We start from the raw sequence: 17,037 nt of genomic DNA, 5'->3' as shown, positions 1-17,037 counted from the left end.
GTAATGTTTGTATGTGATTAATTTCACATCTTTAGTATATCAAATTTTGTCGACTTATGACAACCGATATACTATATGTTCATATTTTTGTCACAAAACATAAGAGGACTGTCACTTTCATATAGTGAAAGTAACAAAAAAATGGGGGGATCTGCATGCGCAGCACAACCATTGGACTTGTTGCCATTGGCTTATGTTTCTGTTTAAATATATTAGGCTTAATGAAGATGCTGCCTCTTTACCTGACATCTCCACTCCTATTCGCTTCCATTCTCTTTACACTCTATCGAATGAATCACCGAAAAACCTTCAAAGGTTTTAAAGCGTAATCATTGAATGTACAAACCTCGTTCATATAGACGAGGTCTAGCGTGTAGGCAAACCCTCGCATTCGGTGTCAGTCCTGCGTGCAAAGGTTTTCTATCACGCTAAAAAGAAGTCAAAGGGCTAAAATCAAGTTCATTTTAGCCCTTTGTCAACAATCTGGTCTTTTTTATTTCAAGAAAAAACTCCTGCCAAAAGGTGAGTTTGCACTCACACGTCTGACAGAAGTCTTCTCGTTACTCACCAGTTTTTGAGATGAGCTCTTCCATTTCCTTTAATTTTTCTTCAAACAATTGACATGCTGCCTCAATTGGTTCTTTTGATGCCATATCTACACCAGCTTTTTTCAGCACGTTAATTGGATAGTCAGAGCTTCCTGCTTTAAGGAAGTCTGTATAGCGCTCCACCGCAGGTTTCCCTTCTTCTAAAATCTGTTTACTTAATGCCTGAGCTGCACTATAGCCTGTCGCATATTGATACACATAATAGTTGTAATAGAAATGCGGAATTCTCGTCCATTCTAATCCTATTTCCTTATCCACAACCATACCGTCGCCAAAATACTTCTTATTCAGGTCGTAATACAGGTTCGTCATAAACTCTGGCGTTAATGCCTCCCCTTCTTGCGCTTTCACATGAATCAGATGCTCGAACTCTGCAAACATCGTTTGTCTAAATACCGTCCCTCTAAATCCTTCTAACAAGTGATTAAGCACATACAAGCGCTGCTTTTTGTCGTCTAAATGATTGAGTAGGTATTCGCCTAGTAATGCTTCATTCGTTGTCGAAGCCACTTCCGCTACAAAAATGCTGTAGTTTCCGTACGGATATGGCTGGTGCTTTCTTGTATAGTAGCTATGAACAGAGTGACCAAATTCATGAGCCAGCGTAAATAAATTATCAATATTATTTTGCCAGTTCATTAAGATATAAGGGTTCGTACCATAGCTTCCAGAAGAATACGCGCCGCTTCGTTTCCCTTTATTCTCATAAACGTCTACCCAGCGGTTATCGAGTCCCTCTTTTAATACTGAAACATATTCTTCTCCTAATGGCGCTAATCCTTTCAGCATATAATCCTTTGCTTCGTCGTAGGTCAGCTTCATTCCAGCATCTTTTACTAATGGTGTATACAAGTCATAATTGTGCACTTCATCAAGCTTTAATACCTTTTTACGCAATTCAATGTAGCGGTGCAATAACGGTAAATATTGATGAACTGTATCAATTAGATTGTCATACACTTCTTCTGGAATACTATTGCGTGATAACGCTGCTTCTCTTGCCGATTTGTAATGACGTACTTTCGCATAAAAATTATCCTTTTTAATCGAACCACTGAGTGTAGACGCCAAAGTATTCTTATATTGATCATACGTTTTATAAACGGCTTTAAAAGCATTCTTTCTCACTTCACGATCATCACTGTTTAAAAAGGTAATGAAGTTGCCATGAGTAATTTTCTTTTCTTCTCCATTTTCATCCTTAACAGAAGGGAACGAAATATCTGCATTATTAAACATACTAAACGTAGTGGACGATGTTGATAAGGGTTCAGAGGCTTCAGCTAATAAAGCTTCTTGCTCCTCACTTAAAATATGCGGACGCTCTTTGTTAATTTCTTCGAGAGCGTGAGAATAAAGTTTTAATTCTTCTTTTTCTAAAATAAATTGCTGCAGCTTATCTTCTTGAATAGATAAAATTTCCGGAACAATATAGGCAGATGTACTAGACAGCTGTGTAAATAAATTGGATGCTTTATCATTTAAAGCTTGAAATGATGAATTTGTTGTATCTTCATCGTATTTCATGTGCGCATATGTATAAAGCTTGCCAAGCTTTTCAGAAAGTTGATCCTGAAATGTTAGGGCTTCATACAAGACATCAGCAGAATGGGCCAGCTTGCCTTTGAATTGGGCGAGCTTCGGAATTTCTTTTTTTACAGCTTCGAATTCCTTATTCCAAGAATCGACACTTTCAAAAATATCTTCAAGGCGCCATTTGTTTTCTTCTTTTACTTCGCTTCTGTCTGGTAAATGATTGTTGTTATTTTGTGAAGTCATATGAATCCCCCTTGCGTGAGTTGTGTTGAACCAACCTTTCGGAAAGTGAAAGAAATTGGTGTTGTATTTATCTTCTTTGTTTTGAACTATATTTGTCAAATCATATGCAGAAATAAATACCAAACAAACTAAAAAAATGAGAAAAAAGCGTTTCTTTCTATTCAATAGCAGCACCACCTTTTTCTTATCATGATCAAAGTGGGCATGAAACATGCTAATGAAATAAGAAAGCATCTCGTTTTATCGCTTCATCTGCTGTTCGTATAGGCTTTTGATTCGACGTTACTTGATAATTACCCTCTTTCGTCATGTATAAAAACCCTAGATTCACAAGCGCCTGTACATATGAAATGATCACCTCTTTGATTTCTTCTATTGTGACATTGGCATATCGGAGCTTCACTTCTTTATTCTGTACACACCGCTCAATTTCTTTTAAAAGAAGATGAATGGTCACTTGTTCCCTTCCTGTTCGAACCATCCAATCATAAAGACATCCTTGCCACACATAAACAGGGCTTGAAAAGATATATGCTTCTGTCAGGGGGATAAATAATTCTGTCGGTAGAAATGGCCATGCTGTTTGATGATGCTCATAAAAAATGGTTCTTAAACGCTTGCTTTCATTTGCTAAAATGCGGGGTGGTCGCTCCCTAAATTGCCGAATACACTTGAGCCACTCTTTATGCAATAAATGATTGCTCGAGGAAACAGACAAGAGTGCTGATAGTTGGCAATAAGCTGAAGGTGGTCTAACGGTCATTGAGGCACATATTTTCGTTGGCTGAAACACGAGAAGTTGATCCAGGTGGATGAATCTATTTTGGATTGGGCAATAAAAAATGAGATTCCTATTCTTTGACTGCCTTAAAATTCCCCAATGAATGGAGGAGAATGAAAAGAGCTGGCCAGCCATTCGTTTTAAACGATTCGCCCCTATGACCCATATAGGATAGAGCCCCGCAGCACGGAGACCTTCCGTTCGTTTATGTAGCTCTTTCCACGAAATATTTGCACATTGAAATTCGATGGCATAGCTTTTATTTTCTATAGCAACGGTCACATCAGGGCGCTGCTGAATGTTTGAAACATATTTCTCTAGTAACGGCTCATATCCAAGCTGCGTGAGCCAATCCTTAAGAGCCATTTTCCCTGCCTGATGATAAGCTGTTTCACCGGTGGACGCTAATGGGCATGCCGAGAGCTGTTTATGTGCAAAATGATGGACACGATGCTCACCTAGCTTTAATAGAACCTCCTGCCTACATTCAGGACAGTAAAATTTGCACGTAGCTCTTACATGCTCTAGCCGCCTTTTAGTCAGATGTTGTGTGATGCGAATCAGCTTGCCATTCTCCATGATCGCTGCATTCATATATTTCGCCCCTTGCTCTTTGATGACCGTATTATAGCTTTTTCTCTCATCAGGAAGCGAATATCGAAACTGAACTTTTATCGTATCAAAACACGATTTCAACCTACTTTCCCTTAGTAAAATAAAAAATCCCCCTTTTAGAAAAGGGGGAAAATACAATTTTTATAAAAGAGGTGATAATAATCTTGCTGTTGATTCAAACAGCCTCACCCTTAAAGGCCTCTTCGCAAATTCTTCTGGAACAATTTCATGTGACTGCTCTAAATCACCTAAGAAGTCGTTGACCAGCTTCTCTGTGCTTTTTGTTTTATAAAGAAAAGCATTCACTTCAAAGTTCAGATGAAAACTTCTCATATCCATATTTGCTGTACCAATTGATGCTAGCTCACTATCCACAATGATAAACTTACTATGCATAAAGCCTTGATCATATTCATATACCTTCGCACCTGCTTCTAAAAGTTCGGGGAAGTATGAACGGGACGCATGAAATACGATGCGTTTATCTGGATTTTTCGGCGCAATGATTCGTACATCGACTCCGCTCAACGCAGCAATTTTCAGTGCGGACAAAATATCATCATCAGGTACAAAATAAGGTGAAGCAATCCAAATTGATTTTTTGGCGGAGATAATCATGGAGAAAAAGAGATTTTTAATGACTTCCCACTGTTTATCAGGACCACCCGCAATCATTTGTACGCCTTCTGCTCGACTCTCCATATGGCTGAAATCTTTAAAATAATCCACACCCGAGCATCTTTCATTGGTCATGTAATACCAATCCTGCATAAAAATCTGCTGCAAATCACGAACGGCCTCACCTTTAATCATCAGGTGGGTATCACGCCAAAATCCATATTGTCTGCTTCTGCCCATATATTCGTCCCCAATGTTAAGTCCGCCGACAAATCCTACTTCTCCATCAATCACCACGATTTTCCGGTGATTTCGGAAATTGATTTTATTATTTAATAAGGGCAGTCTCACTGGTAAAAACGGAACGATCTGCACGCCAGCCTTTTCTAAGTCAGCAATATATTGACGGGAGAGTTTTAGGCTGCCTACATCATCATATAAAAAGCGGACAATCACACCATTTTTTGCTTTCTCGATTAAAATGTCCTTTAATTCTTGTCCCAGATCATCATGACGGAGAATATAATATTCTAGATGAATGTGATGTGTTGCTTTTTTGATCTCTTCAAAAATATGAGAGAACGTTTCTTCTCCATTGGTCAGAACTTTAGAGGATGTGCGATACGTAATAGGGGTATGTCCAAGTCTGTGGGCCAGCTTAAATAAGAGCTGCTGATGGTCACCCATATGAGTCATTTTTTCAATTGCTTCTCTGTGGATACGTTCATCTTCCTGGACAAGCTGTTCGTCTAGTACCGCTTTCTTTTCAAAAAGTCTGCGCTTTTTAATATTGCGTCCAAAGAAAATATAAAACAAAAACCCAAAAAGCGGAAAGCTCCCAAGCAGCACAAGCCACGTAATCGTTTGAGAGGGATTTCTGTTTTCTAAGAAAATGACAAACCCGATGAAGATAATCGATAAAGTGAATAGAACACTGACGGAACTTAATACACTTACCGCTAGATCACCGGCAAAAATTTGGATAATCAAATAAGCACCTATCGTAATGATAAGAAAAAATAGAACTTTGACTACATTTCTCATTTCATTTTCTCCTTGCCGATCACTTTATTTACTTTTTCATTCAGATAAAAAAGTCGATTCCTCTATAGAAATCGACTTTTGGTTGTTACGAGAAGTGCTGTTGAATCGTTTCAAGCGCATTCTCTTTGACAATCAGCTGACCGTATTCTTGCAGTCTGTAGATGCTTACCACTGATTCATGAGCATATTCAAGCAGAATACTAAGCTTATTCTCCACCTGCTCATCTGACAAATCCTCGTGGAAGTCAACATATAGATAATAACGGTTTTCAAACGAATATAAACTTGTCGTAAAATCCTGCATATTTAATTGAGAAAGTGCAATCAAATCTTCAAAGTCATCCATTTTCAATACGAACTGAAGTTGAAGTTTTTTGTCCTTCTCATTATGATCTTCTTGATCTTGCTCTTCTTTATGAAAATCATCAAGCAGAGCATCTAAACTTTCTTCATCTGTTTGATCTTTTTTATCTTCTGGAATCGGCAATTCGAGCTTTTGTCCATCTTTAGAAAGTTGGGCTTTTGTCACGACAATTTCAAGACCTTTATCAAGTGCCTGTACTTGAATCCAAAGTGGTCCCTCTACTGCAAATTCTTCTTCTTCGTGCACTTCGTCCATCACTTCCCAGAACAGCTCTTCACTGCGCTCACGATTATACCAAATCTCTTCACGGTCAAAACCGCGATCTTCAATATCACCGTAGGAAATATAAAATTTGACTGTATGTTCATTTATTCTTTCAATTTCCATTTTGCCAACCTTCCCTTCTATATAAGATGTTGAAGGGACATACAAGCTCCCAATTAATAGTACTTTACTACACTTTACCCGTTCCGTCTACATGTTAACCATTTAATGAAATGAGGTATTGCTTCGTACTGTCTATTTTATGATAAAACATGAATAAAAGAAATAAAAACGCATTTTTTGCAGAGAAAACTTACAGAAACATATATTTGAATTGTCCTCATATATTGGTTGTACGAGCTATTTTAGTGAAATGAGGTGAACTGGATGGAAACAGAGTGGATCGTATCCTTACTGATGATTATTGGCATAGACCTCATATTAGGCGGAGATAATGCATTAATCATTGCGATGGCCAGTCGAAGCTTATCAAATGAAAAACGAAACAAAGCCATATGGATCGGCACACTTTTGGCAGTGCTGATGAGAATCACGATGACTGGTGCTGCCGTTTATTTATTGACCATCCCCTATTTGCAATTTATCGGCGGTCTCTTTCTCCTTTATATAGGATACAATTTGTTAATTGAACAAAAGAAAGAATCCATTCGGATTAAAAGCAGCGGCTCCCTTTGGCGTGCTGTTCAGACCATCGTGATTGCAGATCTTTTTATGTCACTTGATAATGTGATCGCTGTTGCAGGGGCAGCTAAGGGGAACATGGTGCTCACTGCCTTTGGCTTAATGATTTCAGTCCCGATTATTATTTGGGGGAGTAAGCTGATTCATGCAGCACTAACCAAGTTTCCGATTCTTTTATACGGAGGGAGTGCCCTTTTAGCTTTTACTGGCGGAGAAATGATTGTCCGTGATGTAAAACTGAATGAATTTATGGCGCAGCACACAACCCTTGAATTGTTGCTTCCTTTTTTAACCATCGCAACCGTTATTTTAGCCAGTCTCTTTTACGAACAAACAGCTGAAAATAAATAAAAAAAGCTGCCAAATGATCGGCAGCTTTTCGTGTTGTCTATTAGTTAGCAAGTCGCTGAGCTTCTCGAAGTTGGAATGTACGAACCGTTCTAGGAAGGAAACGTCTAATTTCATCTTCGTTGTACCCAACTTGCAGTCTTTTTTCATCCAAAATAATTGGACGTCTTAGAAGACCAGGGTGCTCATTGATTAGTTTATACAATTGTTGAAGCGGCATTGTCTCAACATTTACATTTAGTTTTTGGAATACTTTAGAACGTGTTGAGATAATTTCATCTGTACCATCTTCCGTCATACGAAGAATTTCTTTGATTTCATCGATTGAAAGAGGCTCAGAAAAGATATTTCTCTCTTGGTATGGAATATTGTGCTCTTCTAACCACGCTCTTGCTTTTCTACATGATGTACAGCTTGGTGATGTGTATAATGTTACCATAAATCTTCACTCCTCAATTTGTAGAATGAATATTGATCTGTATTCTTAAATTAAAATTGTTCTAAATAAGTAATCTTTATAGTGATTATACTATAAAAAAGTAAGTGTGAACAGATTTTCTTGCAATTTTTGTGACAAAAACTAGACAATTTCATTCTTTTTGTGCTGATGTTTGATGTCTGAACATTCTCATTTAGTCGAAGTGATCGAAAATATTTTTTTGTTTTTTATTTTCAATGACCTTCAGCACATCGTCAACATCCTCATACGATTGTCCATACCATTCTTCGTCTTTATACGTATGGATTCCTTCGTACGTCTTTCTCATGGCCTCCATCATTTCTTCCTCATTATCTGTACGAGGCGACCAATAAAGAATCTCCATGCGGTTCACTTCATTCGTTGCAAGTGACCTGCGTTTATAACCAATTGATTCAGCATGCTTGAAGTGCTCTCTCTGATAAAACTTTAGGCGTTTTGCAGTATCTGCATCATCTTCATCTACAGGCTCGACCTCAAGCAAGATCGGTTTTCTTTTTTCCTTCAGCTTATGAATGAGCTTTGTGCCGAGGCCTTCACCTCTTGCATCCTTGGAAACAAATAAATAATCAATAAAGATGAAAGAATCAAATTCAGCGTACATCATCACATGATGAGGCCCTTCTTCTTTATGATAAATATCACTTCTTTCCTTTAATAAAGCTTCCATATGCTCTTTTGACTTCATTTCTTCTATCGGGAAGTATTCACTGAGCTTTTCATACCAATTCATGGATCCGCTCCTTATGATATAGTTAAGAACCACTTCCTTATCTATTCCCGATTTCCTGCTATTTAAACGCCTGTACTAGTAAGACGCAGCAATGCCATTGGTGGTTTCACTTTTTTTCAAGAGAAAGCAAAAAAGTTTTATATCGAACGATTCATGAGCATTTGAAAGCAAGCAAATAAAAGAAGTGTCATGGCGATCTGAAACATGATGAAGTAAATGTACTTCATACGCCGGACTTCTTCCTTCTGTTTATTCGTCCGCCGATACACAGCAAATTCAACCGGAAACGAAATGATGCAAATGATCACTAAAAATGCGATCATCCAATTTCCTCCGTTTGGTTCCGTTAAAAAAGACATTGAAAAAAGCATCGTGACGATAAAAAAGTGAAGACATGAATAGCGAAAGGTCTTCCATAACAACATTTGATTTCCTCCTGCTTTACTCATCTTACATAAAAATTACCATCATCTTGTTTTTTTGTAAAATAAAAAAAGAAGCACTGACCTCGCAGTGCTTCTTTTCTTATCTTATTGTTTTGCCTTGATCTCTTTGAATTCTTCCTCAGTACAGCTGACAAAGTGACCTGGCTTAACTTCACGAAATTCCGTATTTGTTCCTTTATGAACAGATGGATCGTATTTAATTCGTTTGCGGGTACGCTCATAATCAGGATCTGGAAGCGGAATCGCAGATAGTAATGATTTTGTATATGGATGAAGCGGGTTTTCATATAATTCATTCGCTGGTGCTAGCTCAACCAATTTTCCAAAATACATCACACCGATACGATCGCTGATATATTTCACCATGGAAAGGTCATGCGCAATGAATAAATACGTTAAACCCTTTTCTTCTTGCAGTTCTTTCATTAAGTTGACGACCTGCGCTTGGATCGACACATCTAATGCAGAGATTGGCTCATCGGCAATGATGAAATCCGGCTCAACAGCTAACGCACGAGCTATTCCAATACGCTGCCTTTGACCGCCTGAAAATTCATGTGGGTATCTATTCGCATGCTCTTTATTCAAACCAACCGTTTCAAGCAATTGATACACACGCTCTTTACGTGCTTGTTTTGTTTTCGCAAGACCATGAATGTCAATACCTTCTGCAATGATATCAAGCACTGTCATTCTAGGGTTAAGTGAAGCATATGGGTCTTGGAAAATCATCTGCATTTGACGGTTAAATTCAAGCATTTTTTGTCTTGATTTCTTTCCGTGTACGCTTTCTCCTTTATAGAGAACTTCGCCATCTGTCGCATCATAAAGTCTAATGATCGAACGGCCGGTTGTCGACTTTCCACATCCAGATTCACCTACAAGTCCAAGTGTTTCCCCTTTATAAATATCAAATGAGACACCATCAACTGCTTTTACAGTCCCTCTTGCGGTATGAAAATGTTGCTTTAAATTTTTAATTTCTAACAGTTTTTCTGCCATGCTATTCACCCTCTTTTACTAATACAGGTTTTTCGTAGCTACCTTCTAGTTCACGCATTCTCGCCTTTACGGAAGCAGGCGGTTCAACTTTAGGGGCATTCGGATGAAGTAGCCATGATTTCACATAATGCGTATCTGATACTTTGAACATTGGTGGTTCTTGTTCAAAGTCAATTTTCATTGCATAATCGCTCCGGAGTGCAAATGCATCTCCTTTCGGCGGGTTTGTTAAATCTGGTGGTGTTCCTGGAATTGCCGTTAGTTTCCCTTCAGCTCCTCCATCTGTGTCTAGGCTTGGCATAGATGCTAAAAGTCCCCATGTATATGGATGTTTCGGATTGTAGAAAATTTCATCAACAGTCCCTGTCTCCACAATCTGTCCAGCATACATAACGGCTACACGATCAGCAACATTGGCCACAACACCTAGATCATGGGTAATAAAGATAATAGATGTTTCGACTTTTTGCTGAATTTCTTTCATTAATTCTAAGATTTGCGCCTGAATGGTTACATCAAGTGCAGTCGTTGGCTCATCAGCAATCAATAGCTTTGGATCGGCTGCAAGTGCCATCGCGATGACAACCCTTTGTCTCATCCCGCCACTAAATTCATGCGGATATTGTTTGATTCTTTTTTCAGGCATTGGAATCCCAACAAGCTCTAAAAGTTCAATGGCTCTTTTTTCAGCCGCTTCTTTTGAGATTTGTTCGTGCTTGAAAAGTACTTCTGTAATTTGTTTCCCGACCTTCATGGTTGGGTTCAAAGAAGTCATCGGATCTTGGAAGATCATCGAAATGTCTTTTCCTCGAATAGTTTGCATTTGCTTTTCCGTTTTCTTGACAATATCCTGCCCATCAAATAAAATCTCTCCGCGCTTGAAATAACCTGGCGGCATCGGGATTAATCGCATGATGGCCTGTGATGTTACACTTTTACCAGAACCAGATTCACCTACAATAGCAAGTGTCTCGCCTTTATTTAAGTGGAAGTTCACACCACGAATGGCTTGAACCTCTCCACCATATGTTTTAAATGAGATTGCAAGGTCTTTCACCTCTAGAATACGTTCACGTTCCATCCTAATCACTCCTTATTTACGCAACTTCGGATCTAAAGCGTCTCTTAGTCCGTCTCCAACCACGTTAAAACCAAACATTGTAATACAGATAAATGCGGCTGGGAACCATAATCTCCATGGATAATACGTCATGGCCGGAATTCCGTCAGAAGCCATTGTTCCCCAGCTAGCTAATGGAGCCGGTACACCAAGCCCTAGATAGCTTAAGAATGCTTCTGTGAAAATAGCAGAAGGAATCGTTAATGTCATTGTGACAAGAATGGGTCCCATTGAGTTTGGAATCAAGTGTTTAAATAAAAGTCTAGATGTTTTCGCACCTAATGTTTGTGCTGCAAGAACGTATTCTTGGCTCTTTAATTGTAAAACCTGCCCTCGAACGATACGTGCCATGTTAATCCAGCCTACGACTGTCATAGCAAGGATAATTGTTAATAATCCTTTTGGTAGAACAACCATCATTAAAATAACCATTAATAGTGTTGGAATTGCCCATAAAACGTCTGCGATACGCATCATCACTTCATCTGTACGGCCGCCTTTAAACGCAGCAATACTTCCCCAGATGATCCCGATGATTACGTCAAGAAGCGCTGCAGCAAGACCGATGAAGATTGAAATTCTTGCCCCTACCCATGTACGAACAAACATATCTCGACCTAAATCATCTGTACCAAACCAATGCTCTTTTGATGGTGGCTGATCTGCATTAAGCAAATCTGTCGTTGAATAATCATATTTCGAAAACATTGGAACGAAAATGGCCAGAATCACAATAATGAAAATGATTGCGAGTCCAACCATTGCAAGTTTATTTGCACGGAAGCGAAGCATGGCATCCTTCCATAAAGATAGACTAGGTTTAGAAATTTTTTCAGATTCTGCTGCGTCAGCTGTCGCAGGCACAAATAAATCTTTTCTCATCTCTTCCATGTGTTAGACCCCTTTCTTCGCCTTCGTCAGTTTAATTCTAGGATCAATAATACCGTAGAGGACGTCAACAACTAGAATACTGACTAATAGAATAATACTGTAGAAGACTGTGACACCCATGATGACGGTGTAATCACGGTTTGTAATGCTTGTAACAAAGTGAGAGCCTAGACCAGGAATACCAAAAATCTTCTCCACGACAAAACTACCTGTTAACACTGAAGCTGCCATTGGTCCCATGTAAGTAATTACAGGTAACAATGCGTTTCGAATGGCGTGTTTGATCGTCACAGCTGATTTTGTTAATCCTTTTGCTCTAGCCGTTCTAATGTAGTCACTATTTAATACTTCAAGCATACTTGACCGTGCAAGTCTAGCGATAAATGCCATTGGCATGAAGGAAAGTGCAATAGAAGGTAGTACGGTGCTTGCCCAAGACTCCCATCCTGCAACTGGGAAGATCGCTAAAAAGCTTGCCTCAGATGCAAATACATATTGTAATAGCGCCGCTAAGATGAAACTTGGAACTGAGATTCCAAAGATCGTTAAAATGGCAATCGTATAGTCTTGCCACTTGTTATGATAGAGCGCTGCAAGGACCCCAAACAATACACCAAATGCTAATGCGAGGAGAATTGCCTCAATTCCGAGGGTAAAGGAAACGGGGAATCCAGAACTGATTAAGTCATTAACAGTTTGTCCTTTATATTTAAATGAGGGACCAAAATCTAATTTTGCAACGGAACCTAGGTAGCTCACGTATTGAACAAATAAGGGTTTGTCCAACCCGTAGTGCTCGTTTAGGTTTGCTTCAATTTCAGCAGGAAGTTTCTTCTCTCCAGAGAATGGACCACCAGGTGCTGCCTGCATGAGAAAGAAAGTTGCAGTTACAATAACAAACAGTGTGATTAAAATATATATTAATCGCTTACCGATATATTTAAGCAACGGAATTGCACCTCCATGATTTTACAACAATTTCTCTAATCAGCAAGAAAGGTATATGGAGAGACATCCTCCATATACCTTAAGATCCTTGCCGTAGATCTCTTACACTATAACTCTTACTTTTCGAAATGTGCCCATTTGTATTGAACATCACCAAGTCCAGATACAACCACACCTTTAAGTTTTGGATCTTGTACCCAAAGCTGAGTGTAGAAGTAAATTGGCGCTACAGGCATATCGTCGATGATGATTTTTTCTGCTTTTTTCAGCATTTCTTCACGCTTTGTTTTGTCTGTTTCTTTTGCAGAATCATTCAATAATTGTTTGTACTCTTTGCTTTCCCATCCAGTGTCATTGTTTCCACCGTCTTTATCTTTGTAAAGCTCAAGGAAGTTCACTGGATCGTTGAAGTCACCTAACCACCCCATACGTCCGATTTGGTAGTCTCCACTGTGGATTTTATCGATGTATACGTTCCACTCAGAGTTATCAAGTTCAACGTTAACACCTAAATCTTTTTTCCACATTTCTTGAATTGCTTGTGCAATCTTTTGGTGGCCTTCATCTGTGTTGTAAGACAATTTCAATGTTGGAAGATCAGAAACTGACTTATAACCTAATTCTTTCGCACCTTTTTCAAGAAGTTCTTTTGCAGTCGCTACATCATGATCTTTGAAGTAACCAGTTTTGTTATCCGTGAATCCTTCCATTGTTGGAGGAACGATTGCCATCGCTGGAACTTGTTCACCTTGCGTAATTTTGTCAACGATCGCTTGACGGTTGATTGAGTATGCAAGGGCTTTACGGATGTTCGCATTGTTTAAAGGTTTTACTTTTGTATTGAATTTGTAGTTATAGATACCAGCGATCGTTTGAATTTCAAGACCGCCTTCTTTTTTCAACGTTTTTAAAGACTCAGTTGGAAGGCTTCCAGTTGGAGAACCAGCCCAGTCAAGTTCGCCTTTTTTGAACATGCTAAGTTCAGTGTTTGTATCTTTGATCATAGACATGTTAATCTTTTTCAATTTCACAGTGTCTTTATCCCAGTATTCATTGTTCTTTTCAAGTGTGATAGAACCGCCATGCTTCCATTTAGAAAGAACGAATGGTCCGTTAGATACGTAGTTTTCACCAGCATTTGTGTACCAGTTTTTATTCTTTTCAGCCACTTTTTTGTTGACTGGCATATACGTATAGAATGCAGTTAGTTCAGTAAAGAACGGTGTTGGGTTCTCTAGCTCAACTACAAGCGTTTTGTCGTCTTTTGCTTTAATGCCAACATCAGAAACTTTTGCTTCCCCTTTGTTAGCAGCTTCAGCACCTTTAATATAGTAAAGCTGATAAGCATATTGAGATTCATTTTTAGGATCTAATGCCCATTTCCAAGCATATTCGAAGTCTTGTGCTGTGACAGGGTCACCATTAGACCATTTTGCATCACGAAGTGTGAATGTATAAGTTTTACCATCATCACTTGTTTTGATATCAGAAGCCATTGCGTTTTCTGGCTTACCTTCAGCGTTAATTCTTGTTAATCCCTCAAAAGTCTGACGGATGACACTTCCTGAAGTTGAATCATTTGCCAATCCCGGATGTAGAGAAAAAGGCTCAGTGGAGATATTCACATTTAATGTTGTTTTAGCCTCTCCAGAACTGCTCGTGCTGTCGCCTGATTTGTTTCCGCTGAAACCACAGGCGCTTAATACAAGTGTGAAAATAAGCATTAAAGTAACAACAGACCAACGCTTTTTCAACTGTATTCCCCCTTATAATATGTTTTTAGTTCAAAGGTCTCGATAGAAGATGAGATTCAGATTTAAGAAATAGCGTAAAAAAGTCCCTTAATAAATCACTTTCTATTTCTTTTGTTTTTTCTGAATTTTCACTATGTAAAGAGCCTAGCACAAACGTGTGAACAAATTCATTATAATGAATAGAATAATTTATTGCAATATCAATTTCACATATTTTTTAAAAACGTAAATGGGGATAAAGATTGATTTTTATAAACTAAAGTCTCAATCACTTCAACAAATTAAAGCGTAAATTGATTAAAACAATTTAACAAATTCAGCAGGAATAATGTTTTATACATATAATTAATCATCCTTTTTTAAAAAATTCTGACAGATAGTTACTTTTTTATCTAAAATTTTAAGTGTCAAACGACATGATGAGAAGGTCACAAATAGGCTTCGTGACTTTTTCATGGTCATCCTTTATAATAGATAGACATACTGTTGCGATGAAAAAGAAGAGTACATATATTCACCATTTACAGAGAGTCTGCGGTCGGTGCAAGCAGATAATGGCATGTATGGAATGGGCTTTGGAGCAGCTAACCGAACACTTGATAGAGTGAGTAGGCTTAGACGGAGCAGTCTCCGATATCAACGTCTTGAGTGATTTCTGATTTGAAATAACAAGGGTGGTACCACGGTTCATTCGTCCCTTTTCTGTTGAAAAGTGATGGGTGGGCCTTTTTATATTGAAGAAAAGAGGTTTTAGTATGACAAAAAAGACGATTTTCTCAGGCATTCAGCCTAGCGGTTCTGTGACATTGGGGAACTACATTGGAGCAATGAAGCAATTTGTCGATCTCCAGCATGATTACAATGGCTACTTTTGTGTAGTCGATCAGCATGCCATTACGGTGAGTCAGGATCGTTTAGCCCTTCGACAAAATATTAGAAGCTTAGCCGCTCTTTATTTGGCAGTGGGACTTGATCCAGAGAAGGCAACATTGTTTATCCAATCAGAGGTACCTGCCCACGCCCAGGCAGGATGGATGCTACAATGTGTCGCTTATATTGGGGAATTAGAAAGAATGACTCAATTTAAGGACAAATCTGCTGGTAAGGAAGCGGTCGTTTCAGGACTATTAACGTATCCGCCATTAATGGCTGGCGATATTTTGTTATACGGTACGGACTTAGTTCCTGTAGGAGAAGATCAAAAGCAGCATCTTGAATTAACGAGAACGCTTGCTGAACGCTTTAACCGAAAGTACAATGACATCTTCACTGTACCTGAAGTCAAAATTCCAAAAGAAGGCGCTCGGATTATGTCTTTAACTGACCCAACGAAAAAGATGAGCAAATCTGACCCGAACCAAAAATCCTTCATTACCTTATTAGATGAGCCAAAACAGCTTGAAAAGAAAATCAAAAGTGCTGTGACTGATTCAGAAGGCATCGTCAAATATGACAAAGAAAACAAACCTGGAATTGCCAACTTGCTGACGATTTATTCTGTATTAGGGAACGTATCGATTGCAGAGCTTGAACAAAAATACGAAGGCAAAGGTTATGGTGAATTTAAGGGAGATCTTGCGAACGTTGTCGTGGATGCTTTAAAACCGATTCAAGATCGCTATTATGAACTCATTGAGTCAGATGAGCTTGACCGCATTTTAGATGAAGGTGCTGAAAAGGCTAACCGTGCAGCAAACAAAATGCTGAAAAAAATGGAGAATGCGATGGGTCTTGGCCGGAAACGCAAATAAAACAAGCTTGCAGCATATTCAGCTGCAAGCTTTTTCTAATTCACTTTTGATTCGTTTTCCATTTCCCAAAGTTTTTCAAAAAATGGCTGTCCTTTAATCATTTTTTCACAAAAGGCTAAATGGTTTTCTGACCATCCATCAATGGTTTCGTTATAAAGCATGTTCCAAATTTCCTCGAAAGACATTCGTTTGATCTGGTTGTACATGCGCGGATTCCATTCTGTATACCAATAGGCAATTTCTGCCCGATTTTGAAGCCCCTTTAGTTGATCTAGCGCCATAAACATCAGCTGCTTCAGCTGTCTTTCTTTTCTCGTTAATCCGCTGATATGCTGCGGTGGTAATGATAGGATGTGATATTCTTTCGTCGATTCAAGGCTATCTGTTGTGAATTCATACTCCTCTGCCTTCACATCTTTCACCATTTCATACACCAATTGCTCCTGTCTTGGAATCAATCGGCTCTTTCTCACAGGGATGGAATAACCAATCGTATCCACAGCGATGATTCTAATCCCGTCCGTGACCACAAAGCAATACTCTAATTTACGGCGTTCATGATTTTTTCGAATATATGATTTCTCAAATACAGACTCTAGCAGCGTCTTCGGCAGCTCTGATAGATCATTCTCTATGTAATCAAACAAAGGACTCTGCACCTTGAGTAAAGGTACTTGATCTAACAGCTCCACGCTGTCCTCCTTGCGCCACTCATGAAAATGGCACACATTATAGCCATTCTCTTCCCCTTCAAACCAATTCACCCATACGTCATGAAGAAATAACATAAC

The 17,037-nt window shown here is 38.8% G+C and carries 16 protein-coding genes, 1 pseudogene and 1 other annotated feature; of the genes and pseudogenes, 3 read left to right on the top strand and 14 right to left on the bottom strand.

What is annotated here, in order from left to right:
* Positions 1–155 precede the first annotated feature (155 nt).
* The gene (locus tag NST57_RS05980) at positions 156–329 is read left to right on the top strand and encodes a hypothetical protein (RefSeq protein WP_008348466.1); all 174 of its coding nucleotides are present in this window, start codon (positions 156–158) and stop codon (positions 327–329) included.
* 231 nt (positions 330–560) lie between these two features.
* On the opposite strand, the gene pepF is transcribed toward NST57_RS05980, so the two are convergent.
* The 5 genes and pseudogenes from pepF to NST57_RS20340 form a co-directional block, all read right to left on the bottom strand.
* Complete coding sequence (gene pepF / locus NST57_RS05975; protein ID WP_341298239.1) at positions 561–2,387, bottom strand: oligoendopeptidase F; 1,827 nt, start codon at positions 2,385–2,387, stop codon at positions 561–563.
* A gap of 214 nt (positions 2,388–2,601) precedes the next feature.
* Complete coding sequence (locus tag NST57_RS05970) at positions 2,602–3,864, bottom strand: competence protein CoiA (protein WP_341298238.1); 1,263 nt, start codon at positions 3,862–3,864, stop codon at positions 2,602–2,604.
* Between the two features lie 60 nt (positions 3,865–3,924).
* Positions 3,925–5,445, bottom strand: coding sequence for a cardiolipin synthase (cls, locus tag NST57_RS05965; protein WP_024720122.1), 1,521 nt, complete (start codon positions 5,443–5,445; stop codon positions 3,925–3,927).
* Positions 5,446–5,530: 85 nt separating this feature from the next.
* A complete protein-coding gene (gene mecA, locus NST57_RS05960; protein WP_008348474.1) occupies positions 5,531–6,196 on the bottom strand; it encodes an adaptor protein MecA in 666 nt (221 codons plus the stop codon).
* Positions 6,178–6,283: pseudogene (locus tag NST57_RS20340) on the bottom strand (adaptor protein MecA); the annotation flags it as partial. The gene mecA and the pseudogene NST57_RS20340, both read right to left, overlap by 19 nt.
* Positions 6,284–6,460: 177 nt before the next feature.
* Between NST57_RS20340 and NST57_RS05955 the strand changes: the two are divergent.
* On the top strand, positions 6,461–7,126 hold the full coding sequence (locus NST57_RS05955; RefSeq protein WP_142154773.1) for a YjbE family putative metal transport protein: 666 nt from the start codon (positions 6,461–6,463) through the stop codon (positions 7,124–7,126).
* Positions 7,127–7,166: 40 nt separating this feature from the next.
* Here the strand turns inward: NST57_RS05955 and spxA are convergent, their stop codons facing one another.
* The 8 genes from spxA to NST57_RS05915 form a co-directional block, all read right to left on the bottom strand.
* A complete protein-coding gene (gene spxA / locus NST57_RS05950) occupies positions 7,167–7,562 on the bottom strand; it encodes a transcriptional regulator SpxA (protein WP_003211421.1) in 396 nt (131 codons plus the stop codon).
* Between the two features lie 193 nt (positions 7,563–7,755).
* The gene (locus NST57_RS05945) at positions 7,756–8,334 is read right to left on the bottom strand and encodes a GNAT family N-acetyltransferase (protein WP_341298237.1); all 579 of its coding nucleotides are present in this window, start codon (positions 8,332–8,334) and stop codon (positions 7,756–7,758) included.
* A gap of 137 nt (positions 8,335–8,471) precedes the next feature.
* Complete coding sequence (locus NST57_RS05940) at positions 8,472–8,759, bottom strand: hypothetical protein (protein ID WP_341298236.1); 288 nt, start codon at positions 8,757–8,759, stop codon at positions 8,472–8,474.
* Between the two features lie 105 nt (positions 8,760–8,864).
* Entirely contained in the window at positions 8,865–9,782 is a 918-nt protein-coding gene (locus tag NST57_RS05935; protein WP_142154770.1) for an ABC transporter ATP-binding protein, read from the bottom strand.
* A gap of 1 nt (position 9,783) precedes the next feature.
* Positions 9,784–10,863: an ABC transporter ATP-binding protein gene (locus NST57_RS05930; RefSeq protein ID WP_007499018.1), complete on the bottom strand. Its 1,080-nt coding sequence runs from the start codon at positions 10,861–10,863 to the stop codon at positions 9,784–9,786.
* A gap of 12 nt (positions 10,864–10,875) precedes the next feature.
* The gene (locus tag NST57_RS05925; protein ID WP_113747597.1) at positions 10,876–11,793 is read right to left on the bottom strand and encodes an ABC transporter permease; all 918 of its coding nucleotides are present in this window, start codon (positions 11,791–11,793) and stop codon (positions 10,876–10,878) included.
* Positions 11,794–11,796: 3 nt separating this feature from the next.
* On the bottom strand, positions 11,797–12,741 hold the full coding sequence (locus tag NST57_RS05920; protein ID WP_007499022.1) for an ABC transporter permease: 945 nt from the start codon (positions 12,739–12,741) through the stop codon (positions 11,797–11,799).
* A 116-nt stretch (positions 12,742–12,857) separates the two neighbouring features.
* On the bottom strand, positions 12,858–14,495 hold the full coding sequence (locus tag NST57_RS05915) for a peptide ABC transporter substrate-binding protein (RefSeq protein ID WP_007499024.1): 1,638 nt from the start codon (positions 14,493–14,495) through the stop codon (positions 12,858–12,860).
* A 482-nt stretch (positions 14,496–14,977) separates the two neighbouring features.
* Positions 14,978–15,197, top strand: a binding site (T-box leader).
* Positions 15,198–15,250: 53 nt separating this feature from the next.
* Between NST57_RS05915 and trpS the strand changes: the two genes are divergently transcribed.
* Positions 15,251–16,246 carry a tryptophan--tRNA ligase gene (gene trpS / locus NST57_RS05910; RefSeq protein ID WP_008348488.1) on the top strand — a complete coding sequence of 332 codons (996 nt, stop codon included), beginning with the start codon at positions 15,251–15,253 and terminating at the stop codon, positions 16,244–16,246.
* A gap of 35 nt (positions 16,247–16,281) precedes the next feature.
* On the opposite strand, the gene NST57_RS05905 is transcribed toward trpS, so the two are convergent.
* A complete protein-coding gene (locus NST57_RS05905; RefSeq protein ID WP_008348490.1) occupies positions 16,282–17,034 on the bottom strand; it encodes a YjbA family protein in 753 nt (250 codons plus the stop codon).
* Positions 17,035–17,037: the final 3 nt, after the last annotated feature.

The sequence above is a fragment of the Bacillus sp. FSL M8-0077 genome (genome assembly GCF_038050255.1).
Classification (GTDB): Bacteria; Bacillota; Bacilli; order Bacillales; family Bacillaceae; genus Bacillus; species Bacillus altitudinis.
Note: the sequence above shows the minus strand (reverse complement) of the source record. Positions and strands in the feature narration are given on the sequence as shown.